At 61.2% G+C, this 23,047-nt stretch carries 20 protein-coding genes and 1 tRNA gene; 5 read left to right on the forward strand and 16 right to left on the reverse strand.

Features of this window, described 5'->3' with window-relative positions; all coding sequences use genetic code 11:
• Positions 1 to 18 precede the first annotated feature (18 nt).
• On the reverse strand, positions 19 to 765 hold the full coding sequence (locus EYW45_RS21310; RefSeq protein ID WP_161137461.1) for an IclR family transcriptional regulator: 747 nt from the start codon (positions 763 to 765) through the stop codon (positions 19 to 21).
• A gap of 305 nt (positions 766 to 1,070) precedes the next feature.
• Between EYW45_RS21310 and EYW45_RS21315 the strand changes: the two genes are divergently transcribed.
• Complete coding sequence (locus EYW45_RS21315) at positions 1,071 to 1,781, forward strand: glutathione S-transferase (RefSeq protein WP_161137462.1); 711 nt, start codon at positions 1,071 to 1,073, stop codon at positions 1,779 to 1,781.
• Positions 1,782 to 1,804: 23 nt separating this feature from the next.
• Here EYW45_RS21315 and EYW45_RS21320 read toward each other — a convergent pair whose 3' ends face one another.
• From EYW45_RS21320 to EYW45_RS21340, 5 genes are all read right to left on the reverse strand, one after another.
• Positions 1,805 to 2,896, reverse strand: coding sequence for a hypothetical protein (locus tag EYW45_RS21320; protein ID WP_161137463.1), 1,092 nt, complete (start codon positions 2,894 to 2,896; stop codon positions 1,805 to 1,807).
• A complete protein-coding gene (locus EYW45_RS21325; RefSeq protein WP_161137464.1) occupies positions 2,893 to 4,773 on the reverse strand; it encodes a potassium transporter Kup in 1,881 nt (626 codons plus the stop codon). The genes EYW45_RS21320 and EYW45_RS21325 overlap by 4 nt, the downstream gene beginning before the upstream one ends.
• Positions 4,774 to 4,854: 81 nt before the next feature.
• Entirely contained in the window at positions 4,855 to 5,538 is a 684-nt protein-coding gene (locus tag EYW45_RS21330) for a response regulator (RefSeq protein ID WP_161137465.1), read from the reverse strand.
• Complete coding sequence (locus EYW45_RS21335; protein WP_161137466.1) at positions 5,539 to 7,077, reverse strand: ATP-binding protein; 1,539 nt, start codon at positions 7,075 to 7,077, stop codon at positions 5,539 to 5,541. It abuts the gene before it with no gap.
• A 15-nt stretch (positions 7,078 to 7,092) separates the two neighbouring features.
• Positions 7,093 to 8,385, reverse strand: a complete 1,293-nt coding sequence (locus tag EYW45_RS21340) for a phospholipase A (RefSeq protein WP_161137467.1) — start codon at positions 8,383 to 8,385, stop codon at positions 7,093 to 7,095.
• Between the two features lie 108 nt (positions 8,386 to 8,493).
• Here EYW45_RS21340 and EYW45_RS21345 point away from each other — a divergent pair, with 108 nt between their 5' ends.
• The 3 genes from EYW45_RS21345 (at position 8,494) to serB (ending at position 10,909) form a co-directional block, all read left to right on the forward strand.
• Entirely contained in the window at positions 8,494 to 9,777 is a 1,284-nt protein-coding gene (locus tag EYW45_RS21345; protein ID WP_161137468.1) for an NAD(P)/FAD-dependent oxidoreductase, read from the forward strand.
• A gap of 35 nt (positions 9,778 to 9,812) precedes the next feature.
• Positions 9,813 to 9,889: transfer RNA gene (locus tag EYW45_RS21350), tRNA-Arg, on the forward strand.
• Positions 9,890 to 10,024: 135 nt separating this feature from the next.
• Complete coding sequence (gene serB, locus EYW45_RS21355) at positions 10,025 to 10,909, forward strand: phosphoserine phosphatase SerB (protein WP_161137469.1); 885 nt, start codon at positions 10,025 to 10,027, stop codon at positions 10,907 to 10,909.
• On the opposite strand, the gene EYW45_RS21360 is transcribed toward serB, so the two are convergent.
• The 10 genes from EYW45_RS21360 to EYW45_RS21405 all read right to left on the reverse strand — a co-directional run bounded on the left by EYW45_RS21360 (position 10,870) and on the right by EYW45_RS21405 (position 22,122).
• Positions 10,870 to 11,874 (reverse strand): LacI family DNA-binding transcriptional regulator, encoded by a 1,005-nt coding sequence (locus EYW45_RS21360; protein ID WP_161137470.1) that lies wholly within the window; start codon positions 11,872 to 11,874, stop codon positions 10,870 to 10,872. The two genes, serB and EYW45_RS21360, sit on opposite strands and share 40 nt — an antisense overlap.
• A 20-nt stretch (positions 11,875 to 11,894) precedes the next feature.
• The gene (locus tag EYW45_RS21365; RefSeq protein ID WP_161137471.1) at positions 11,895 to 14,126 is read right to left on the reverse strand and encodes a N,N-dimethylformamidase beta subunit family domain-containing protein; all 2,232 of its coding nucleotides are present in this window, start codon (positions 14,124 to 14,126) and stop codon (positions 11,895 to 11,897) included.
• Between the two features lie 75 nt (positions 14,127 to 14,201).
• Positions 14,202 to 14,897, reverse strand: a complete 696-nt coding sequence (locus tag EYW45_RS21370) for an ABC transporter ATP-binding protein (RefSeq protein ID WP_161137472.1) — start codon at positions 14,895 to 14,897, stop codon at positions 14,202 to 14,204.
• A gap of 2 nt (positions 14,898 to 14,899) precedes the next feature.
• On the reverse strand, positions 14,900 to 15,652 hold the full coding sequence (locus EYW45_RS21375) for an ABC transporter ATP-binding protein (protein ID WP_161138015.1): 753 nt from the start codon (positions 15,650 to 15,652) through the stop codon (positions 14,900 to 14,902).
• Positions 15,649 to 16,620, reverse strand: a complete 972-nt coding sequence (locus EYW45_RS21380; protein ID WP_161137473.1) for a branched-chain amino acid ABC transporter permease — start codon at positions 16,618 to 16,620, stop codon at positions 15,649 to 15,651. Before EYW45_RS21380 ends, EYW45_RS21375 begins: the two co-directional genes overlap by 4 nt.
• A complete protein-coding gene (locus EYW45_RS21385; RefSeq protein WP_161137474.1) occupies positions 16,620 to 17,480 on the reverse strand; it encodes a branched-chain amino acid ABC transporter permease in 861 nt (286 codons plus the stop codon). Before EYW45_RS21385 ends, EYW45_RS21380 begins: the two co-directional genes overlap by 1 nt.
• Positions 17,481 to 17,544: 64 nt before the next feature.
• Positions 17,545 to 18,765, reverse strand: a complete 1,221-nt coding sequence (locus tag EYW45_RS21390; protein ID WP_161137475.1) for an ABC transporter substrate-binding protein — start codon at positions 18,763 to 18,765, stop codon at positions 17,545 to 17,547.
• 86 nt (positions 18,766 to 18,851) lie between these two features.
• Entirely contained in the window at positions 18,852 to 20,210 is a 1,359-nt protein-coding gene (locus EYW45_RS21395) for an aminotransferase family protein (RefSeq protein ID WP_161137476.1), read from the reverse strand.
• 296 nt (positions 20,211 to 20,506) lie between these two features.
• Positions 20,507 to 21,148, reverse strand: coding sequence for an OmpA family protein (locus EYW45_RS21400; protein ID WP_161137477.1), 642 nt, complete (start codon positions 21,146 to 21,148; stop codon positions 20,507 to 20,509).
• A gap of 77 nt (positions 21,149 to 21,225) precedes the next feature.
• A complete protein-coding gene (locus tag EYW45_RS21405; RefSeq protein ID WP_161137478.1) occupies positions 21,226 to 22,122 on the reverse strand; it encodes a LysR family transcriptional regulator in 897 nt (298 codons plus the stop codon).
• A 93-nt stretch (positions 22,123 to 22,215) separates the two neighbouring features.
• Between EYW45_RS21405 and EYW45_RS21410 the strand changes: the two genes are divergently transcribed.
• The gene (locus EYW45_RS21410; protein WP_161137479.1) at positions 22,216 to 23,010 is read left to right on the forward strand and encodes an SDR family NAD(P)-dependent oxidoreductase; all 795 of its coding nucleotides are present in this window, start codon (positions 22,216 to 22,218) and stop codon (positions 23,008 to 23,010) included.
• Positions 23,011 to 23,047: the final 37 nt, after the last annotated feature.

Raw genomic sequence — 23,047 nt, forward strand, 5'->3', positions numbered from 1 at the left:
CGCGAACGTGTTCGCGCGTCAAAGGCTCTGCAAACGGGCGGAAATGCGTTGTGCGGCTTGGACGGTCAGGGCCGTGAGTTGTGGCGCACGGTCGGCCGCGCGGGTAGACGGCGCCATCAGCGTGAGTGAGGCGACCGCTTGCTGCGGGCGCTGAAAGATCGGCGCGCTGACGCCCCATACCCCGGGGTCGACCTGGCCATCGGTGACGGCAAAACCTGCGGCGCGGATATCGTCGAGCGCCGCGTTCAATGCTGCGAGCGTGGCGGCGTCGATCGTGCGGGCGATCTGATGCAGTACGGATTGGCGCTTGCCGTCCGGCATGAAGGCGATGAGCGACCGGGCCGATGCACCGTTGATCAATGGCAGGCCTCGGCCTTTCACGAACGAACACCGCAAGGGGTGCCGGCTCTCGACCATGTCGAGGCATACGGCCTGGTCTTTGACGGCAGCCATCAATCCCACCGTTTCGCCGGAGGCATCGGCCAGCGCCGCCATGTCGGCTTGCGCTTCGTGAACCAGAAAGGATGACTGATCGAAGCCCCAGGCCAACTGCAAGCAGAGCGGGCCAGGGCCGTATTCACCAGCATGCTCGAACACGAAACCCCAGCGCTTGAGTAGCGCGATCTGGCGATACAAGGTGCTCTGGGCCAACCCCGTGCGTTCGACGAGCGCCGCGATGCTCAGCGGTCGGTCGTGCTGCGCCAGGGTGGCGAGCACAGACAGCACACGATCGGCGCCGCCGGTAATGGCGCGGTCTGGTGGCATGGATAAAAACCCCTTGTTGATCTCTTTTTTCGGATCATAGGGGTCGATTCCCATTCGTCCCACTTCAGATTCTCAATAAATGGGAATTGCGGGGGAAAACCCTGAGCATTTGTGATGCGGCGCAGCAATAAATTGCCGGTTTAGCGCCGTATGTTCCGACCGGCGGCAACGGTGCAGTCGATACGCGATAGGGGCGATCGTGCAATCGTCGTAAGAAGACGTTCACAGAATGGCGGAACAACGCTTGCGGGCAGGTGGGCATCAGATGCCGACGCAGGCGCGTTCGGCCAACGGAGGATCCACGCATGACTTACGATTTATGGTATTGGGACGGCATTCCAGGGCGCGGCGAGTTTGTGCGTCTTGCGCTCGAAGCCGCCGGCATCGACTATCGCGAACGCGGTCGTGCATCGGGTGGGGGCAGTGCCGATGCCTTGGTAGAAGATATGCAGTCGCCTCGCAAGCACCCGCCGTTTGCGCCGCCGTATTTGGTGGCGGACGGTGAGACGATCGGCCAAACCGCAAACATTCTGTTCTTCCTCGGCGAGAAGCACCAACTTGCGCCGAAGGATCTGGCGGGGCGATTATGGGTCAACCAATTGCAATTGACCTTGGCCGATCTCGTCGCCGAGGCGCATGACGTTCACCACCCGATCGCAGCCAGCCTTTACTACGAAGACCAGCAGGAGGAGGCCAAGCGGCGGGCAAAGTCGTTCCGTGAAGAGCGCATTCCAAAGTTTCTCGGCTACTTCGAAAACGTGTTGAAAGAACAGGGCCGGTGGCTGGCGGGCGGCGAAACCTGGTCGTACGCCGATCTGTCGCTCTTTCACGTGGTGGACGGTCTGGCCTATGCGTTTCCCGTCACGATGAGCAAGCAGTCGCGGCGCTTGAGCAAGGTGATGGCGCTGCACGCTCGCGTGGGTGCCCTTCCCAACGTGAGCGCTTATCTGCAAAGCGATCGACGGTTGGCCTTCGGCGAAGGCATCTTCCGTCACTATCCTGAGCTCGATGGCTGAAGACGCGGCGGTGATCGCCGGTGCTAACGCGTGGGCGTTGCTATCGCGTGCAAGGCGTTGACCAGCGTCTCCGCTTCATCTTCGGTGACGTGAGTCAGTTCAAGCGTTACGGTCCCGCTCGACAGCGCATGGCGGCCCACCACGATCGATGGCTGATAGTGGCGCAGCGCATCCGCCAGCGCAGTCGCCTCGCCGGCATCGCGGCAGGCTAGCGCGACACGCGGATAGGGACCAAAGTCGGCGCCGTCGAGCACTTCAAATCGATACGGCAACGTATTGCAGGCGGCGATCAGGCGCTGCGCACGCGCCACATTAACGCTGCGCACGTCCGAAAGCGACACGCCGACACGCAATTGCAGGGCGGATGCCACGCCGGCGAGCGCTTCCTTGGTGGGTTTCATGCCGCGTCCGATCCCACTCAAATTGGCCCGCGCCGCAGCGATGTACGGGCCTTGTCCGGTGAGCATGCCGCACGTCGGCGCGGCGAGGTATTTTTGTGCGCTGAAGATCGCGATGTCGATGCCGTCGAACCAGGCCGCATCGCCCAGCCGCCAATCCTGGGCGGCCGCATCCACAATGAAGGGAACAGCCGCATCGCGCGCGAGTTTGGCGAGCGCTGCAAGGCCGATCGGCGCTGGGCTTTTGACCAGGGTTGACGATACCGCCACGACGGCCGCCAACGTGCCCGCCGCGCGATGTTCGTCGAGCTGCCGGATCCGCTGTTCGATCGTGCCGTCGAGCACAAGCACGCGTGCGCCGGCAAGCCGTATCGCTTGCGTAATCGGATGACCGTAGTTGACCTGATGCTCGGCCTGGATCGCCACGATATCTGCGCCCGACACATCCGGCAGTGCGGCAAGGCGGGAGGGATCAACGCCGGTGAGTGCTGCAGCCACCGCCAATGTCACGCCCGCCGCGGCGCAGTGGCAGAAGCAGGCGGCTTCGGTGCCGGCCTGTGCCGTGACCAGAGCGGCAACGGCATCCTGCAGACGTTCGATATCCGTGTGCTGGGTGAGTGCATCGGCCGCAGCGGTGGCAACCTCCCGCGGCGATCGCGATACGCCGAATGGCGTGGGCGTACCCCAGGCATTGATCACCGCAAACGAAGCCGTCATATCTGCACGCGCGTTCCCAATTCGATGACCGCATTATCCGGCAATTGGAAGAAGGTGACCACGTTTCCGGCATTGCGCGACATGGCCGAGAACAGGTGCTCGCGCCAGTTGGCAATCCCCGAACCCGACGTGGGCACGACGGTTTCGCGGCTGAGGAAGTAGCTCGTTTCGAAAGCGTTGACGGCCAGACCATGCTTGCGGCAGCATTCGAGCGCTTCCGGGATATCGGGCTTGTTCATGAAACCGTAGTTGACCCGTACGCGCCAGAAGCCTGCGGCCGCATCGTCCACATCCACGCGTTCGTCGGCATGTATCCACGGCACTTCGTGGAAGATCACGCTCATGATGATGTTCTGCTCATGCAGCACGCGATTGTGCTTCAGGTTGTGCAGCAAGGCTTGCGGCACGGTCTCCTGGCTTGCGGTGGCATAGACGGCCGTGCGCGGCACGCGGGGCAGATCCGGATCGAGCACGATGGCCTCGATGAACGGTTGCAGCGCGGGGTCGTCGTCACGCATACGGTTCACGAGCAATTCACGGCCGCGATACCAGGTCGACATCACCACGAAGATGGCGATCGCCAGCAGCAAGGGGAACCAGCCGCCATCTGCAATCTTCAGGCTGCACGACACCACGAGAAGCACGTCGATGGCCAGGAATACGCCGGTTGCACCGATCGCGATGTAACGCGGGAAATGCCAGGCGTGCCGCACCACAAAGTAGGTGAGCACCGTGGTGATCATCATGGTGCCGGTGACGGCAATCCCATAGGCCGAGGCCAATGCAGACGAGCTGCCGAAGCCGATCGTCACGATCACCACCGCCAGCAACAGGATGCGATTGACTTGCGGCATGAAGATCTGGCCCGCCTCGCTGGCCGACGTGAAATGCACTTGCAGGCGCGGCAGGAAGCCGAGTTGCATGGCTTGACGCGTCATCGAGTACGCGCCCGAAATCACGGCTTGCGAGGCAATCACCGAGGCCAGCGTGGCGAGAATCACGGCAGGGATCAACCAGCCGCTGGGGAACATCAGATAGAACGGATTCTCGAGTGCACTGGGCGTGGAAATCAGCAGCGCGCCCTGGCCCATATAGTGGATTGCAAGCGCCGGCAGCACAAAACCCAGCCACGCCAGGCGGATCGGCTTCTTGCCGAAATGGCCCATGTCGGCATACAGCGCTTCGGCACCCGTGAGCGCCAGCACAATGGCACCGAAGGCGGCGAAGACGCCCGGGCCGCGATCGATCAGGAATGCCAGGCCATGGAGGGGATTGAGCGCGGTCAGAATGATCGGCGACTGAACGATCTGGTGGATCCCCACCACGGCGAGTGTGGCAAACCACACCACGATGATCGGGCCGAAGAGCTTGCCCACGGTGGCCGTGCCATGACGCTGCACCAGAAACAGGCCGATCAGAATGCCCACGCTGATCGGCAGCACGAAGCTGTCGAATGCCGGGGTAATGAGGCTCATGCCTTCCACCGCGCCCAGCACCGAGATGGCAGGCGTGATGATGCTGTCGCCGTAAAAGAGTGCGGCGCCGAACACGCCCAGGAGCAGCAGGGTGTGACGCAGCTTGGGATTGTTGCCGGTGGCGCGCGCCGCCAATGCCGACAGCGCCATGATGCCGCCTTCGCCGCGGTTATTGGCGCGCAGCACCAGGATCACGTACTTGAGCGTGACGACAATGAGGAGTGCCCAGAAAATGACGGACACCGCACCCACGATATGCGTGATGTCCAGCGGCACGCCATTGGCGGGCAGGAACACCTCTTTCATGGCGTAAAGCGGACTCGTACCGATATCGCCATAGACGACGCCGAGGGCGCCGAGCGAGAGGGCGGCAAGATTTTTAGGGGAATCAGCGGTAGACATCTTGAATGCGGAGAACAGGCCAGCCGCCGTTATAGGCGGCGGCGTGTAAAGAACGCATAAAGATGGGGTGGGGTGTGGCGGTTACTCCACGGCGAGCCGATATCCCACCCCTACCTCGGTACGCACATACCGTGGATCGGTGGGGTCGCGTTCCAATTTCGCACGCAGGTTTCCCATATACACCCGCACATAATGCGTGTGCTCGGCATACTCGGCGCCCCACACATCGATCAGCAATTGCCGGTGTGTGACGACTTGCCCCGCCTTTTGCACCAATCGCGCCAGTAGTTTGAACTCAGTCGCCGTCAGTTTGATCTCCACGCCGTCGCGGGTTACGCGATGCGTGGTGAGATCCACGCCCAGCCCTTCCAACTCGTAAGTCGTTTGCGCCGGCGAGATCGACGTGCCGCGATGGCGCAGCGCCACGCGCATGCGCGCGAGCAGCTCGCCCACGCCGAAAGGTTTGACCAGATAGTCATCGGCGCCAGCATCCAGCAGTGCGATCTTGCCTGCCTCGTCTTCACGGGCAGACACCACGATGATCGGCACCGCCAGCGTGCGCCAGGCCGCAAGCAGATCTTCGCCGCGGCCGTCGGGCAATCCCAGATCCAGCAGGATCAGATCCGGCGCCTCATGGTCGACCATCGCCCGCGCTTCGCTGACGCTGACTGCGGTGGAGATCTCGAAACCTTCCACGGTCAGTACCGAGTGCAGCAAGCTGCGGATATCGCGGTCGTCCTCGACGATCAGCACTCGAATGGCCATCTACATGCCCTCGTCGGCCGGCGTGGGCGGCGAGGGAACCAGCGGCATGAAGATGGAAAAGCGCGAACCGCCGCCTTCGCGCGGACCCACGCTCAACCGGGCGTTATGAGCGCTGGCCACCGCTTGGGAGATCGCCAGCCCAAGGCCGGCGCCTCGCTGCGCCGGGGGCACCGCGCCGCGGTAAAACGTCTCGAAAATCCGGATCTCATCACCCGGCGGGATGCCGCGGCCGCGATCCAGAATATCGATCGTGATGGTCTCGTCGTCGGCGTAAGCCGTGAGTTCCACGTCATCTGCCGAATACTTGAGCGCGTTATCCAGCAGATTGGTAATCAATTGCGCAAACAGCACGGCGTCTACCCGTATCAGCGGCAAATCCGCAGGCAGCGTGGCCGTCACATGGCGATGCGGATGGCGTGCGCGCAATCGGGCAATGCAGGTGCCGGCGATTTCTTCCAGTGCTTCCCAATCCATCTTCAGAACGGGATGGTCGCCAGACACGCGCAACCAGTGCAGGGTGTTGTCGGTAACGGCGGTGAGGTGGCGGGCTTCGCTTTCGATCAACGCAAGCAAGCGTTGCTGGCTTTCTGCGTCCAGGCGATCGGCCTGTCGTTGCATCGATGTGGCAGCCGCCAGGATGGCGGCCAGCGGCGTACGCAGATCGTGCGATACCGAGGCCAGCAACGTGCTGCGCAGCTGTTGCGATTGCGCCTGATCGCGGGCTCGCGCGGCCTCGGCCGCATGCCGCGTGCGCAGCAGGGCACCAGCGGTGAGATCGGCAATGGCCTGTGCGTGTTCGCGCCGCTCTTCCGCACCCGGGAGCAATGCCGTTTGGGGCGGGGCTGCAATCGCGATCGCGCCGATCCGGCTTTCGCCCGCACGCAGCGGTAGATACCACGTTGCCAGGGCGTCCCATCGCCCGGTGCCCGGGCCCATGGCATGGCCGCTTTTCACGCAATGTGCGATGGCATCGTCGCGCCGCTCGGCGGGGGCGGCAGGCGCTTGCATTGCGCCGTGCATCACCAGATCACCTTCGCGCGACATCAGTGCCAGGATGCCTTGACCGAAATCCGCCTCCAGCGCCTTGACGGCGGCATCGACCATCGGGGCCTCGTCTTCAAGCAGCGCCATACTCGCGGCCAGGTGCTGCAACGTGCGCGCGCGGCGTTCGCGCGACACGGCCCGGCGCGTCGACGCGCGTAGTCGTGACGACAGATTCGTCGCCAGCAGGCTGACGAACAAGAGCGCCACCAGGGTGATGGCGTGTTCGGTGGAATCGACGCGAAACGCACCGCGCGGCTGCACGAACAAGATGTTGAGCGCCGCGACCGACAGGAAGGCACAGGCGATCGAGAGCCAGCGATTGGTCACGTACGCGACCAGCATCACGGCCGCCAGATACACCATGGCCAGGACGGTGACCGACACATGGTGATTGAGCAGGTGCGCGATGCCCGTTGCCGCGCCCCATACCAGCAGCATGCCGCCCCACGCTCGCACGCGGCGCAGGGGCTGGGCGGGCGGCGCGGGTCGCTTCATGCGTGAGGTCCCTTTTTACGGCACCAGCGACAGGCCGATGCGGAATTGCGAGCGGTTGCGCTCGTCGTAACCCAGCAGCGTTTCGCCGTAGCCGTTGAAGTACTGCAGATAGACGTAGCCGTTGGCGTTCAAGCCGATTTGCTTGAGCGGGTAGGCCAGATCGACTTGGGTCGTGCGGCGTTTTTGGTCGCCCTGACGGTACATGGCAGAGACGACCGGGCCGTTATCCTGCGCCCATCGCACGCGCCAATTCACATGGCCGTTGTAGTCGGAATAATCGCTGTTCTCGCGCGCCACGGCCACGTACGACATGATCTTGGGCGCGAACGACAACGTGCTGCCGCCATCGAAACGATAGTTGAATGACGGCTGCAGGTAGAAGTCGTTCAGCGAGCGTGAGTCGTCGCCGGCCTTGCCGTTGGACTTGTGCTCGATACCCGCCGCACTGCCGAAGCGCCAGTTTTGATTGGCCGACGTCCACAGGTTTTCGTTCAGCCAGAATGCGCTGGGGTTGAACGTCGTATCGATAAACGGCTTCGAATCGCCTTGCAAATCCCACAATGAAGTTTGTGTGTAGCCCAGATACAGATTTTCATAGAACTTCGGCGTGGCTGCATCTTCGGGCGTGAACAACCGGTACTTGGCGCTCAACTGAAAGCGGGCCGTCGTCCCGCCGCGCGTGCCCACCGCAAAATACACCGGTTGATAAGCCGATAGCGACGAGGTAAACGAATTGAATGCCGTGGGAATCGCAGCCGGTTGGGTCATTGCCGTTTGCTCGGGGGCGGGGCCAGTGTCCGGAGAAGCACCCAGGCGGGTCACTTCGGCCGGTGGCAGTGGCTCGCCGGTGCGGGCATCCACCACGGGCGTATTGGCCGCCATCGTGGCCGGCGTGCCGCTTTCGCGACCCGTCGCATCCAGCGCCATCAGGGCGGATTGGCCCTCGATCGACACGGCCTGCAGGCCACGCGCCTGCGTGGGGACCACGGCTTGCCAGCTCATGCGGGCAAAGTTGTTGACCGGCACATTGAATTCGGTCGCAGCACCCACCGCACGTGCAGTGGTGCGGATCGGCTGACCCGTGGCACCACGCCACTGCACCACGATACGGCGCGGCGCGCTCCAGGCGGCACCCGTGGGCGTATCGTTGAAGAACACGGCCTCGATCAGCACGGTTTCGCCGGGCGCGGCGCTGGGGCGATCCAATCGGTAGGTCACACCGGCATGAGCCGCAGGAACGGCGGCCGCAAGCGCGACCAATGCGATACCCACGCGCAGGGTGGGCACTAAGGAGCGGGAACGGCTCATGACAGATTTCTTGCAGAATAGGGGACGAACGCAATGTAGCATCGACGACCCCCCGCTCGGAAACCGTGTGTAATAGTGTGGCGTGCCCGCATCGCCCCGTATACCGTCATGAGCGACTATCCCCACACCTACTACAGCCGCACGGCCTGCGACGCCACGGCTTATCCAGCTTTGACCGCCGACTGCGACGTCGACGTATGCGTGGTGGGCGCCGGGTTGGCCGGGCTGACGGCTGCCCGCGAATTGGCGATGCGCGGCCAATCCGTGGCGGTGCTCGACGCCAATCGCGTGGGGTGGGGCGCATCGGGCCGCAATGGCGGACAGGTCTCCAGCGGGTTCGCCGCCGATGACGACGCTGTCTTGAAACAGGTGGGCCAAGCGCATTTCGACGCCCTGTACCGGCTGTCGATCGAAGGCATGGAAATGGTGCGGGACGCCTGTCGGCGCTTGGGCGCTGGGGCGGGCGGCCTTACCCCCGGCATCTTGAAGGTGTTGCGCTACGACGATCCGGCAGGGCTGGCCGCCCATCGGGACCGCATGGCAGCTTACGGCCGGCGGTTCACCCTGCTCAATCGCGACGACGTTCGTGCGCAAGTGAACTCGCCTGCCTATGGCCCCGGCCTGTTTGACGCCGATGCCTTTCATATCCATCCCCTCAACTACACCCGTGCGCTCGCGGCAGATGCCGCGGCACGCGGAGTAGCCGTGTACGAGAAGAGCAGGGTGACCCGAATCGCGCCAGTGCAGGGCCGGCACCGCTTGACGGCAAACAGGACCACGATCCGCGCCCGTCATGTGGTGATGGCAACGGGCGGCTACACGGATGCGCTCGTGCCCGCGCTGCGCCGCGCGATGCTGCCCATTGCCACGTATATGTTGGCCACCGGGCCGCTGGGGGCACGCATCGGCGATGCGATCGACACCACAGCCGCCATCATCGACGACCGCCGGGCCGGCAACTATTACCGCGTGCTCGACGGGGATCGCATCGTATGGGGCAGCGGCATCAGCGTGCGCCGTAGCCCACCGCCGCAGTTGGCCGATCGGCTCAAACATGAATTGCAGGGGGTGTTTCCGCAGTTGGGCGACGTCTCCGTGGACATGGCGTGGTCAGGGTTGATGAGCTATGCGCGCCATCGCATGCCGCAAGTGGGGCAGTTGGCACCTGGGCTTTGGTATTGCACGGCGTTCGGTGGGCAAGGTTTGAATACGACCGCGATTGCCGGGCGGGTGGTGGCGGAGGCGATCACGGGTGAAACGGACCGCATTGCCGCGTTTGCACCGTTTGGGCTGACTTGGGCGGGTGGCGTTCTGGGCCGCGCTGCAGCGCAAGCCACGTATTGGGGATATCAGGTCGGCGACCGCTGGCGCGAACGCATGCGTCCCGTTTAATCTTGCGTCGGTTAAACTACCGCGCTTTCCAAGATCTGCCCTTAGCTCAGTTGGATAGAGCACTCGCCTTCTAAGCGAGCGGTCACTGGTTCGAATCCAGTAGGGCAGGCCAGTATTTCGTCAAGCATGGCGCTTCCTGCTGCGCTTCGTTATTGCTGCGGTTGCGGTAGTCTTTGACGTCGCGCGATCCGCCTTCGAGTGCAGAGCGACGATGCCGCTTAATGTGGACGACCTGGAGTTCCCAGTCATGCAGATCGTGACCCAACGCGCTGGACCGTTTTCAGACGACCTCGCGAGGCACTTGTCGCATGCGCTTGGTGCCAACGATTCGACGCGCCGTTCATCTTCCTGCGTGGTGTATATGCTGGCCCGCGCACCGCTCGCGCGTGATGCACTTCACGCCGTGTGTCGCGAGCACGACGTCGACAGCGCGATTATTCAGACCCCACGTCCCTTGAGTGCGTTCAAGCTGCTCGTGTTTGATATGGATTCGACCCTCATCAATATCGAATGCATTGATGAGTTGGCGGATCTGGTGGGTAAGAAGCAGGAGGTTGCGGCGCTGACCGAACGGGCCATGCAAAATCGTGATGTTGATTACGACACCAGTTTGCGCATGCGTACGCGCCTGTTGGCGGGACTTTCCGTCGCTCGTTTCGATGACCTCTATGCACAACGTTTGCAGATTACCCCGGGTGCTGCTGCATTGGTCAAGACGGCGAAAATGGCGGGGTTGAAAACCGCCATCGTCTCCGGCGGTTTCGACTACTTCACAGGGCGGGTGCGGGCTGAACTGGGTGTGGACGAAGATTACTCAAATCATCTTGAGGTCGTGGCGGGCAAACTGACCGGCGAACTATTGGGCACGTTGATCAATGCGGATGTGAAAGCGCGTCGTGTCCAGGCCCTTTGTCTTGATTTAGGCATCCCCACGAGCGATGCCATCGTGGTGGGCGATGGCGCAAACGATTTGAAGATGATGGCATTGGCAGGATTATCGGTTGGCTATCGTGCCAAGCCGGTGGTGCGCGCAGCGGTAGACGTGAATATCGAACGTCTGGGGTTGGATTCCCTTCTGACCGTATTCGATGCTCAGGCGGCGCCCGGCATCTCAGGTGTCGAGCCTCGGTAGATGAGTTGGCCGGGCAAGACGCGCCGTTCATTCTTGTCGCTGTCTTGCAATAGCAATTCAATCGCGGCGCTGATCATGTCTTCGACGGGCTGCCGAATGGTCGTCATGTGATACGCGGCGTTGGAGGCGACGGGGTGATCGTCGAATCCAAAAACGCGCACATCTTCCGGCACGCGTTTGCCTACCGCGTAGCGCAAGGCGTCGATGGCCCCAGAGGCGATTTCGTCGTCTGCGCAAAACAGCGCATCGATACCGGGATGCCTTGCAAGCAACATCTGGGTGGCCTCATAGCCCCAGCTATAGCTGAACTCTTTCTCAAGCTGCGGTATCGATGTCATGCCCAGCTCGGCCAGCCGCTCCATGAAACCGGTGCGCCGGTCGCGATTGGTCGAGACCAACGGCATGCCCCCCAAAAAGGCGGGTTCCTTGCTGCCCGATCGCAACAAGACGTCTGCGGCGAGCCTTCCCCCGCCGATGTTGTCGGTCGATACAGAGTGGCCGTTGCCGATCTGCGAATAGCGATTGAACATGACCACCGGTACGCCTTGCCGCACGCATAGATCGGCACCGGACGACGTGAGTGACGCGGTCGTGATGATGACGCCGCGCACGCGATACTGCAGCACGAGCGGCATGAGATCGTCGACGGTCTGGGGCGGTGTGGCGTTGAACAGCAGTGTCTGCAGGCCATGCCGATGCAGTTCGCGCGTGATCGTTTCAAGCACGATCGGATACCAGGGATTGGTAATGTTGGCCATCACGATCGCGATGATGTTGAACTTACCGCTGCTCAAGCCTCGGGCAAGGGGGTCGGGTTGGTAATTGACCAGATCGACCACTTTCAAGATCTTCTCGCGGACTTCCTGCGAGATGGCGCCTTTCCCGGAAATGAAACGCGAAACGGCAGCCTGGGATACGCCCGCAAGCTTTGCCACATCTTTCTGCGTAGGAGTTTTCTTGGTCACGCCAGTCTACAAAAATAAGTTCAAGTCGCCGCGCGTGTGGCGGACGAGGACCGCGACAGAAAGTGCCGCAGGCAGTTCTCGACGATGCGGGAGACGTCGTTCTCGCATCGGTTGTGCGCGAGGCTGCCCAGGAAAGTGATCGATCCTACGGCAAACAGTCCCCCACCGTGCTCGGCGACCCCCACGGCCATATGGGCGCGCACGCCCTCGTACTTGCGCGGTATCGACGCGGCAATGGTCCACGTCAGAATTTCTTCGGGCACCAGTTTAAAGCTTGGGCCGTGATTATCCGACACACCGACGATTTTCAGATAACTCGGCGAGCCTAATTCGGGCACGACCTGATCGAGCTCGAAGCCCGCGGCGCCGCCGCCGGACAGGCCAAAGTCGCCGAATGTCTCGCCGCTTACCCCTTCAAATAGCCACGACACCTCGGGTTCGTAGGACTCTGGAGTGCGTCGGTAGCCCACGCCCTCGAATCCGCCCTGCACGGCGAATCCCACGCCAGCTGTGGTCTGAGGCGCGATTCCATTTCGCCGCCACATGCCGCCGTAGCCACCGTCCAACTGGTGGTAGTACTCCCCCGGCTCACTTGCCCACGCACGTATGCCGCCCTCGGCACGGCGAATCTCAAGCATGTGCGGTGCCGATGTGGGGCGCGCGATCTTCCAGTAGAACCCATTGGCGCCGAGATACATCAAATAGCCACCTGCCTCGCGATACGCAATGAGCGCCTCGATCATGCGGCGGGTGTGATACTCGGGATGCGACCCGGTCAAGACCACATCGTAGTGCTGCAAGGCTTCCACCCCCTGGTCGTCCAGGTCTTCGTCGGTGATCACGTCGTAGTCATACCCTTTCTCCAGCAGCCAATGCGTCAGATGCGAATCCGCTGGAAAATGGCGCAAGCCCGAGCCGTTGGGGTCGGGAAACGTCAGGTAGCCCGGTCGCATCGTCAACATCGGACGCAGTCGCGACGACAGGCTGATGCCTGCCATATCCTTGTGCCGGTTGTACGTGGATGCCCCATATTGCGTCACGACATCGGGGTTGTGAGGATAAGCCCCCCACTGCGTGATGCGCTCGGCCAATGCGCCGGCGTAGTTGTTTCGGGCGTGATTGGCGTAGGCCTGGTAGGTCAATGTGGGGGCGAGGAACAGAATACGGGCGCGCGGGCCACCGGTGGCGGGGGTGACATAAAACGGGATGGTGTCCTGGCCTTCAGGATGCGTTACCTCCAGCCCGTACACGCCGGACGCCATGCCGGTGGGAATGGTCAGGCTCAGGCTCTCGTCCCAACCGCAGTCGGACAACGCATCGGCATGGAAATAGATGGCGGCGTACTGCGCGGGGGCAGTCTTCCAGTCCAGATTCAGGCCGGTCCAATCCGCCGATCGCACGGCACGCACAGGCATGTTGATCAAGGTCAACGCGGGCATGTCGTGACGGGTGCCGCGTATCGATTGTTCCTGCATGTCATCGGCCAAGCACCATTGCGCGAGGAGTTCAGAATGGGCGGCGACGTCAGCGCCAAGCGCCGCGTAAACCTCGGGGGCTTCCATCAGACCGTGGTAGCCGGCAACGGGATGACCAAGCCAGCGCGCACCAAGACACAGAAGGACCGGGGCCAGTCGATCGGCCTGCTCGGTCAGGTCGAGGCGAGCCGAGCGCGCGGAATCGGCGGGTGCCGCGCCTGGCGCACCCACTGCCACCGGGGCAATGTCGAGTGCAATATTGCCCGCGCCGATATCCAGGCGCAAACGCATCGACTGCCAACGATCCTGCTGGGCGTGCAGCCCGGTGCGCAGTGTCGTGATGCGCTGGGTAGCGGCGGTGAACCTTTGCACGACGAACTCGCCATCCTCGATAGCCAGCGCGATGCCATCTTGCCCAGACGCATCTTGAAGACTGCAGACGGTTTGCATGGGATGGGCGACGAGGGTGGGTTTGATACGCAAGCGCACGTCGATGTGCTCTCGATCCTTCAATCCGGGAAGCCTTGCAATCGCGCAGGAACCCGGATGCACGTCCTGTTCGCGGCCGGCGTACTCGGCGTCAAGCGCAAAAGGCACGGCGTCCAGTCTCATCCCCGGACCGGCGGGATTCGGGTCGGCGCAATGTATGCGGACCACGCGCGCACTGAAGGGCTGATTGCCCGCCGAGGTGATCCGAAACGACAGGGACTGACCCGGCTGCGCACTCAACGGGGTGACGTAGCCCAGAATGGGAGGGTGGGTAAGGGGTGTGTTCATGCGCTTCCAGGGTTGTTCGATGGAGATGATGGGAGGGCAGTCGTATCCGCCTGGAAGGGGCAGAACGGCCGGCGCTCAGTGCACCGCGAGGTATTGCTCCAGACGGCCTGGGTTGGCGCGGCCTTCGGCACTGGTGAAGGTGTCGGCCACGGCGCCGTTCTCAAGCACGACCACCCGATCGGCGATGTCCAGCGCCATACTCAGATTCTGTTCCACCAGCAATATCGTCAAATCGTCTTGCTTGAGCGCGTTCAGCACGCTCGCTACCGTCTTCACCATGATGGGTGCCAGCCCTTGCGAGGGTTCATCCAGCAAAAGCAGGCGAGGTCCCATGGCCAACCCGCGCGCCATCACCATCATTTGCTGTTGTCCACCGGAAAGTTCACCGCCTTTTTTCTTCAATAATTCTTTCAGCAGCGGAAAAAGATCCATCAGTCGATCGAGCGTGTAGGGTGAGCCTTCGCGATAGCCAAGAAGAATATTCTCCCGCACGGTCAGCAGAACGAACGGGTCGCGGGTTTCGGGCACCAGGGTCACGCCCAGTCGTGAGATCGCCTGCGGCGGGCTATGGGAGATGTCGTTGCCATCCAATGTGATCGAGCCCTGCGCCACGTTGTTCAACCCCATGATGGAGCGCAGCGTCGTCGTCTTGCCGGCGCCGTTACGGCCCAGCAGTGCGACGACTTCACGCGCGCCGATGTCGAAAGACACATCGTGGATCGCCTGGCTGGGACCGTAGAAGGTGTTGATCGAGTTCACCTGTAGCAGCATGGTCAAAGTCCAAAGTAGGCAGCGTGCACTGCCTGGTTCTGCGATATCTCGGCGGCCGTGCCGGCAGCGATCAGCGCGCCTCGGTTCATGACATGGATGCGATCCGAGATCTCCATGACGACGTTCATCTTGTGTTCGATCATGACGATGGTGTACTCCGTTTTGATCGATGCAATGAACGTCTTGACGCGCTCGGTCTCCCGCTGCGACAAACCGGCCGTCGGTTCGTCCAGCAGCAGGATCTCGGGTCGGGTGGCAAGCGTGACGGCGATTTCGAGCAGGCGCTGATCGCCATACGACACCGAACGCGCCAAGGTGTGCTCGTATTGTTCGAGTCCGAGCTTCGAAAGGAGTTGGCTGGCTTGTGCGCGCAGCGCGTCGTAATGCTCGACACGGCGCCACCAGCCGATGCGCCCGCCATGGGCGGCGCGATAGGCAGCCAACCAGACATTTTCCTGGAAAGTCAGATCCAGATAGACGCTCGAGATTTGATAGGATCGGCCCACGCCACGCCGGGCGATCTGGTGCGGTTTCAGTTTTGTGACGGTGTCGCCTTTGAGCAGGATCTCGCCGGAGGTGACGGGCAGGTCGCGCGTGAGCAGGTTGAATAGGGTGGTCTTGCCCGCGCCGTTCGGCCCCAGGATGCTGTGCAGCATGCCGGGCTCGAACCCGATCGAGAGATCTTCGATTACCACGTTGGCACCGAACTTCTTGGTGACGTTTCGCGCTTCGAATGCGTAGGTATTTGCGGTCATGGAGCGCTCCGCTCGCCGCGAGCGCCCGTGACGAGACGCCGTACGCGGTCGAATAGTTCGATGGCACCGCCTTTCAGGAACAGCACGACGAGGATGATGAATACCCCGAAGAGCAGCGGCCAGCGGGCCCACATCAAGCTGAAGAAACCTTGTAGCCAGATGAAGATCGCGGCGCCGATGACGGGGCCGAATATCGACGACATGCCGCCGATGATCACCATGAAGACGGCCGTGCCCGAACTGTGCCAGGAGATCGCATCGATAGGCATGATGCGATAGAGCATCGCGAAGAGGGCACCTGCGACACCCGACGCCGCGCCAGCGACCACGAAGGCCAGCAGCTGTGCGCGATACACCGAAAAACCCAGCGAGTCGGTACGGCGCATGTTTTGTTTGGCCGCGCTGAGCACCAGCCCCAGCGGACTGCGCATCATCTGGTAGAGCCCCGCGAAGACGACGACGAACAGCACCGCGCAAAGCACGTAGAAATTCACGTGATTCGACAGGTCGATCTTGCCCACACCGGGCACCGTGATGTCCGGTCGCCGGATGCCGCCCAGACCATCTTCACCGCCCGTGACACTGTGCCAGCTATAGGCCAGATAAAAGATCATCTGATTGAAGGCAAACGTGAGCATCATGAAATAGATGCCGATTCGCTTGATGCTCATCATGCCCACAACCAACGCGGCCACGGCGCTGCCGAGTGCCGCGAGGAGCAGGCCCACGAAAAGCGGCACGTCGGTGTTGATGTAGAGATAACCCGCGATATAGCCACCGACGCCGAAGAACGCGGCCTGGCCAAACGAGTAGAGACCTGCAACGCTGATAAGGAGATACGTTGCCAGTGCAAAGATGCTGAAGATCACGATCTCGGTCGCGATGTTGATGGGCATGCAAAATGGAGCGATGAGCGCAAGCACGGCCGCCACGGCGGACATCAGGTAAGTGGATGGTTTGCGTTGCATTAGCGTTCCCCGAAAAGTCCCTGGGGACGGATCATCAGCGTGGCAACCATCGCCACATAGATGAGTACGGTGCTGGCCGAGGGTGCAAATACCGATGACACGCTCTGAATCACGCCAACGAGAATGCCCGCGGCGAGCGCGCCGTATAGCGATCCCAGTCCGCCGATGACCAGCACGACGAACGCAATCGACAACATCTCTGCGCCCATCGTGCTATTGGCGCCAAGCAGCGGCACCACAAGGCCGCCGGATAGTCCGGCCAAACCCGTGCCCAAAGCAAATCCGGCGGTGATCAGCCTGGAGACGTCAATCCCCAGGCACTGCGCCATCTCACGTTTATCGATCCCAGCGCGAATCTGCGACCCCAGACGGGTGCGTTCGATGAGCAGCCAGACGGCAGCAATCGTGAGTGCCGCCATCAAGCCGTTGAACGCGAGGTACTTTGGCAGATAGGTGAAACCCAGGTCGAACGCGCCCTGCAGCCACTCCGGCGGCGTCACGCTCAGCCCCACCGTACCCCAAACGATGATGATCAACTGTTCGAGTATCAACGCGGTGCCGAAAAGAAAGAGCAGCTGATAAAGGTAAGGGCCATTCATGAGCCGTGCGACACCTAGTTTTTCCACGATGGTGCCCACGACGGCCGGTGCGATGAACGACAACGCCAGAGCAAGGGCGAACGGCATGCCCGCATGCATCGCGGCGTAGCAGACATAGGCGCCCAGCGCGTAGAACGCACCGTGCGCGAAGTTGGGCACATTGAGCAATCCCTTGATGATGGAAAGCCCGAACGCGGTGAGCGCGTAGATCATCCCGATCGCCAACCCGTTCAAGAGTTGTGCGGCTAACAAAGAAATCATGGTCGACCTTTCGGCAAGGGGACTGCGGGTATGCGGCGCGCCCGCGTCCGAATACGTTGTGGCATCACACGGTGCGTTTGCACTGATTCAGCTCAGGAGGCTGCGGCGTATCGCCTTGGGCGACGATTTTTGCCAGGTCGAATTCGTTTTTCATGGCGTCCGGTGCCTTGCACTCGACGACGTAGTAGGGCCGTTGCGTCTGGTGCGTGCGCGCGTCGATCTGCGTAGGACCAAAGATGCTGTCGAACTGCATGCCTTCCAGCGTTTTGATCACAGCTTCCACGTCCGTGCTCTTTGCTTTATCCATTGCCAGGAACAGGGTTCGCATCGAGTCGTAGCCGTACGCTGCGGCATACGACGGCACGTTCTTGTACGCCTTCATGTAGCTGTCCACAAAGGCTTTGTTTACCGGAGTGTCGATATCCTGGTAGTAGTTGAGGCCAAGGATCATTCCTGTGCGCATGGCGGGCGAAAGCTCGCGTAGCTGTTCGACTTCCAGGGTCCAGGGGCCGACGATCTGAACGGTCTTGACCCCGAAACTTTGAAATTGACGAACGGCCGATACGGCATCGGCACCTGCCGTCAGCAAGCAAATGATGTCGGGGCGAGTGGACAGTGCCTTGGTGAAGTACTGCGTGAACTGGCGTTCGCCGGAGGGATGGTTGTCGTTGCCGACCAGTTCCAGGCCAAGCTCCTTCGCGGCAACTTGCGTGTAGTGCAGCAGCGATTGACCAAACGCGTAATCGGCGGTGATGGTGTAAATCTTCTTTTTGTCGGGAAGGGTTTTGCTCACGTACTCCAAGGTTGCGCGCAATGCCGTGTAAGCATGCGCGGACCACTGAAACGTATACGGGCTGCAGCGTGACCCCGTGAAGTCTTCCGACCCGCCCGCGGCGAATTGCAACACCTTTTCCTGGCGTGCAACCTCCAACTCGGCCAGGCCGACGCCGCTTGAGAAGTTCCCCATGAAGTAACTCAGCTTGTCCGACGCGATCGATTCGGTGAGTCGTCGAACCCCCACGGCTGGCTTGCCTTCGTCATCGCGCACGATCAAGTTGATTTTCTTGCCGAGTACGCTGCCGTTGCGTTCGTCGATGGCCAGACGCGCACCCTTGAGTACCAAGTCGCCGGCATAGGCAAACGTTCCGGTTTGCTGCGAGATCACGCCCATCGTCAGCGTATCGCCGGCGCCTTGCGCCCACGACACGCCCGACAGCGATGAGCCCAGCGCCGCCACGCCAGCTTTGAGAATAGTGCGTCGATCGATTTTTTTACTTGAAGTCATGGTGGTTCCCCTTGGCGCCGCGTATTCGCTGGGCGCATTGCCTACGATTGATGATGCGGGCTCCGCATGCGAGACCCGCCTGTTGGCTACGACGTAAATCCCATTTCTGCACCGAAGCTGACCAGACCGCTTTCCAGCCGTTGCAGCAGCACATCCATTTCCGCTGCCGTGATCACCAGCGGCGGCGCGAGCAATGTGGCGTTGTTGAGCGGTGCAATGCCGGCGGTGTATACGATCAGGCCGGCACGAAAACAATGTGCTGTGAAAACGGCATTCGCATTCAAGCCAGCATCGGGCGGTGTCTTATCGATCGCATCGGTCACGAACTCGAAGCCCCATAACAAGCCGCGTCCGCGCACATCCACCATCCACGAAAATTTCTCAGCCAGTTTTCTGAGGCCAGCCTCGAGTTGCTTGCTGCGCGCGGCAACGTTTTCAAGGACGTTCTTCTCGCGCATGTAGTTCACGACAGCCAGGCACGTCGCGGCACTTAAAGGATTGGCGCTGAAGGTGTGTCCGAAAGGCACCGTCTTTCCGTTGGCACGGAACGCATCGATGATGCGCTCATGGAATAGCACTGCACCCATGGGCGTGTAGCCGGAGGTCATCCCCTTGCCGGTCGCGATCATGTCCGGTGCGATGCCATCGTGGTCGCATCCGAACCAGGCGCCTGTGCGGCCCATGCCGGTGATCACTTCGTCTGAAATCAGCAGCACGTTGTGACGGTCGCAAATCGCTCGAAGCGCGCGCATGTAGCCCACGGGCGGCGTAAGCGCGCCACCCGCCGCACCCACGATAGGTTCGACGATGACAGCAGCGACTTTGTCCGCGCCGTATTCGCTGATGATGCGGTCCCAGACCTTCGCCCCATGATCCTCTGCATCTGTACCGGAGAGCGGAAAGCGGTAAGGGTACGGCGGGGGGGCCACGGCAAACGTGTGCAGCAGATTACCGTAATCCGAACGGCGAGCGGCATGGCCTGACATCGACAGTGCCCCCATGGTCATGCCGTGATAACTGATGGCCCGGCCCAATACGTGGGTCTTGCCCGGCTGACCCTGATCGCGCCAATACTGCTGTGCCGTGCGCATGGCAAGTTCCGTCGCCTCCGATCCACTATTGACGAAGAAGGCGTGGCTGACACCCTCGGGCGCCAGCTCGACGAGCGCCGCGGCCAATCTTTCAGCGGGTTCATTCGTGAAGTGCGAGCGATAGGTGAAACACACCCGCTCGGCTTGTTCGTGCATGGCGTCCAGCACCTCTCGAACGCCATGCCCGATTGAGACCGTCATTGCCCCACCGGAGCCATCCAGATAGTCACGGCCATGACGGTCGTAGATGTAGACGCCCTGAGCGCGATCCACCAAGGGCAACTCAGCCCCAAGCGGCTGCTTGAGCAGGGTGACCATGTTAGATTCGTTGAATACGTATTCAGTATTGGACATGTTTTCTTGTCTGGCCTTTGCGATTTGGTTAAAAATCGTGCAGATAAGCCTTGTAAATGGCAAGCGGGCTGTTTTTTTGCGCTGAAGATTGAGATGCGCCAGGACTGAATACGAATTCTATCGAAATGCGTTGTGTGGGATATGGGGGTTTTCCCGTTAGGGGTGAACGGGTGCTCGAGCGTTGACATGACCCTGTGCATGGTTCGCGGCCTGCGATGGCATCTGAAGCGCATCAGGATAAAAAAAAGCGGATGGCAGCCGCATGGGCGTCCATCCGCTTCGATACGACGACTGGTTTACATCTGCGTCGCGTACAAATAAATCTCAACGCGACGATTCGTCGCACGTCCTTCGGCAGTGCTGTTATCGGCGATCGGATCGGTGGCACCGCGACCCTCGGTGGTGAGTCGGGTTGCACCCACGCCTTGCTTGGCAAGATAGCTGGTCACGCTACGCGCGCGATTCTCGGAAAGCGTTTGATTGTGCGCGGCGGCGCCGGTGCTGTCGGTATGTCCGACGGCCTTGGCGCGCAGCTCGGGATGCTGCACCAGTGCGCGTCCCACGCTATCGAGCACGGGCAACAAGGCAGGCTTCAAGTCCGCACGATCGGTATCGAACGACACATTGCTCGGGATATTGACCTTGAGGCTGCCGTCGGGCATTTCCACCACGTCGATGCCCAACGACGATGCGCCGGATTGCTGCACGTCGTCTTTCACCACCTTCCAGTTGTAGCCCACCACGCCGCCGGCGACGGCACCAATGCCCGCGCCGATCGCGGCGCCTTTACCCTGGCCGAATATGGCACCGATCCCTGCACCCAGTGCAGCACCTGCGCCGGTACCTACAGCCGTATTGTTTTGCTGCTGGGTCGCGCACCCGGTCAGCAAAAAGCCTGCAGTCGTTAAGCACACGAGATGTTTGGATATGGTTTTCATAGCTGTGACTCCCAAAGTCTGAATGTGCCGCAAATTCAGCGACCTCGGGCGATAGCAAGTAGCGCGCCGATACACCCTCACGACTGCCTGTCCCGCCCCAATCGCCGCAGTTCATCCAGCGTCTGTTGCGCCAATTTGGACGCACGATATTCCCGGCGAATGAACATCCCCACCGATCGCGTCAACGCACCCTGCAGATAAGTTTTGGCCACACCGTGATGGACGGTTTGATCGAGCGACGATTCGGGGAGCAGCGCAATCCCGCAATCGTTTTGCACGAAGCGGGCGATGGTATTCAGATCGCGCAACGAATACACGGGATCGAAAGGTTGTGACGCGCTCTGGAACGCGCGCTCGGTGAGCACGCGCACACTCGTGCCAGGCGCCATGCTGATCAACGGCAATCGTGCAAGCTCGGCGGGTATCCAGCGTGTGACATCGATCCTGGTGCGATGGCTGTGAAACAGCACGAAAGGCTCAGTGAAGAGCTCTTGATAGTGCAGATCGGGCGAGCCGTCATTACCCATTGCGGTGACCGCAATATCCACACGGCGTTCTCGCAGCAATTGCAGCGCCTCGTTTGCTATCGGGTCATACACATCGATGTGCGCCTGTGGATCGGCGATCTTCAGATTCTTGATCAGTTGAGGCAGCAGCGATGCGGCCAAGGTGGGCAGGGCAGCGACCGCCACACGGTTGTGCCGATCGCGCATGCGCTCGTTGAGTTCCAGCATGCCTTGGTCGTAACGCAGCGTGATTTGACGCGCCACCTCCAGGATGTCCTGGCCCTCTTGAGAGAGACGCACCATGCGCGTGCTGCGCTCGAAGAGTTTCATCCCGATGGTCGTCTCGATTTCCTTCAGCAGCTTGCTCAAGGTCGGCTGCGTCATGTGCAGCTTGTCGGCCGTTTTCTGGAAGCTCAGCGTTTCGGCGAGCACCACGAATATCTTCAGTTGGCGGGGTGTCAGATTCATTCTTGTTATCTATGAATAGCGTTCGAATCGGAACTTAACGTGCGGGTATCGCCACCTTAACCTTTGCTCCAGATAAAAAGACTTGGAGCGCACATGTTTCGCCTGGATGGAAAGGTTGCCCTGGTCACAGGGTGCGGTACGTTGGGAGAGGGTTGGGGCAATGGCAAAGCCACGGCCGCCGTGTTGGCAAGACTCGGCGCATCGATTTTCGGCTGCGATCTGAATATCGATGCAGCGCAGCAATCAGCGGCCGCGATCAGGTCCGAAGGGGGAACAATCGAAGTGCTGCAATGCGATGTTCGCGATGCGAAGCAGGTTGCCGACCTCATTGCCTCCTGCATGGCCAAGTACGGTCGCATCGATATCCTCGTCAATAACGTGGGTCGTTCCGAGCCGGGCGATCCGGTCACGATGTCGGAAGAGGCCTGGAACGATCAGATCGATGTCAATCTGACGTCTGCCTTTCTGTGCTGCAAGCACGTCATTCCGTTGATGGTGGAAGCCGGTGGCGGTTCGATCATCAACATCTCATCGATCGCCGGGTTGAGGTATGCGGGCAAACCCCAGGTGGGCTATGCCGCCGCCAAGGCGGCGCTGATGCAGATGACCGCCACCACTGCCGTCATCTACGCAAAAGACGGCGTGCGTTTGAATTCGGTGGTACCGGGATTGATCTTTACTCCGCTGGTACATCGCCTCGCCGAAAAGTACGCCAAGGGCGACTTCGAAGGGTTCGTGGCGCATCGCCACCAGCAGGTGCCCACCGGCCGCATGGGGGAAAGCTGGGATGTCGCGCATGCCGTGGCGTTTCTGGCCTGCGATGAAAGCCGCTACGTTACCGGCCAGCAGTTGGTGGTCGATGGCGGCATCACGATGTGCACACCATGAGTCAGGTCGCACCCATGAGCGAAACAGATACGACGGC

Origin of the sequence: Schauerella aestuarii (genome assembly GCF_009866805.1) — a bacterium.
GTDB classification, from domain to species: domain Bacteria; phylum Pseudomonadota; class Gammaproteobacteria; order Burkholderiales; family Burkholderiaceae_B; genus Schauerella; species Schauerella aestuarii.

Excerpts from the sequence above, each read along its gene's own strand:
- EYW45_RS21370 (WP_161137472.1), bottom strand. The coding sequence starts at position 14,897 with ATGCTGCTACAGGTGAACTCGATCAACACCTTCTACGGTCCCAGCCAG.
- EYW45_RS21330 (WP_161137465.1), bottom strand. The coding sequence starts at position 5,538 with ATGGCCATTCGAGTGCTGATCGTCGAGGACGACCGCGATATCCGCAGC.
- EYW45_RS21335 (WP_161137466.1), bottom strand. The coding sequence starts at position 7,077 with ATGAAGCGACCCGCGCCGCCCGCCCAGCCCCTGCGCCGCGTGCGAGCG.
- EYW45_RS21365 (WP_161137471.1), bottom strand. The coding sequence starts at position 14,126 with ATGAACACACCCCTTACCCACCCTCCCATTCTGGGCTACGTCACCCCG.
- EYW45_RS21380 (WP_161137473.1), bottom strand. The coding sequence starts at position 16,620 with ATGCAACGCAAACCATCCACTTACCTGATGTCCGCCGTGGCGGCCGTG.
- EYW45_RS21385 (WP_161137474.1), bottom strand. The coding sequence starts at position 17,480 with ATGATTTCTTTGTTAGCCGCACAACTCTTGAACGGGTTGGCGATCGGG.
- EYW45_RS21400 (WP_161137477.1), bottom strand. The coding sequence starts at position 21,148 with ATGAAAACCATATCCAAACATCTCGTGTGCTTAACGACTGCAGGCTTT.
- EYW45_RS21410 (WP_161137479.1), top strand. The coding sequence starts at position 22,216 with ATGTTTCGCCTGGATGGAAAGGTTGCCCTGGTCACAGGGTGCGGTACG.
- EYW45_RS21320 (WP_161137463.1), bottom strand. The coding sequence starts at position 2,896 with ATGACGGCTTCGTTTGCGGTGATCAATGCCTGGGGTACGCCCACGCCA.
- serB (WP_161137469.1), top strand. The coding sequence starts at position 10,025 with ATGCAGATCGTGACCCAACGCGCTGGACCGTTTTCAGACGACCTCGCG.
- EYW45_RS21345 (WP_161137468.1), top strand. The coding sequence starts at position 8,494 with ATGAGCGACTATCCCCACACCTACTACAGCCGCACGGCCTGCGACGCC.
- EYW45_RS21310 (WP_161137461.1), bottom strand. The coding sequence starts at position 765 with ATGCCACCAGACCGCGCCATTACCGGCGGCGCCGATCGTGTGCTGTCT.
- EYW45_RS21395 (WP_161137476.1), bottom strand. The coding sequence starts at position 20,210 with ATGTCCAATACTGAATACGTATTCAACGAATCTAACATGGTCACCCTG.
- EYW45_RS21315 (WP_161137462.1), top strand. The coding sequence starts at position 1,071 with ATGACTTACGATTTATGGTATTGGGACGGCATTCCAGGGCGCGGCGAG.
- EYW45_RS21390 (WP_161137475.1), bottom strand. The coding sequence starts at position 18,765 with ATGACTTCAAGTAAAAAAATCGATCGACGCACTATTCTCAAAGCTGGC.
- EYW45_RS21325 (WP_161137464.1), bottom strand. The coding sequence starts at position 4,773 with ATGTCTACCGCTGATTCCCCTAAAAATCTTGCCGCCCTCTCGCTCGGC.
- EYW45_RS21405 (WP_161137478.1), bottom strand. The coding sequence starts at position 22,122 with ATGAATCTGACACCCCGCCAACTGAAGATATTCGTGGTGCTCGCCGAA.
- EYW45_RS21375 (WP_161138015.1), bottom strand. The coding sequence starts at position 15,652 with ATGACCGCAAATACCTACGCATTCGAAGCGCGAAACGTCACCAAGAAG.
- EYW45_RS21340 (WP_161137467.1), bottom strand. The coding sequence starts at position 8,385 with ATGAGCCGTTCCCGCTCCTTAGTGCCCACCCTGCGCGTGGGTATCGCA.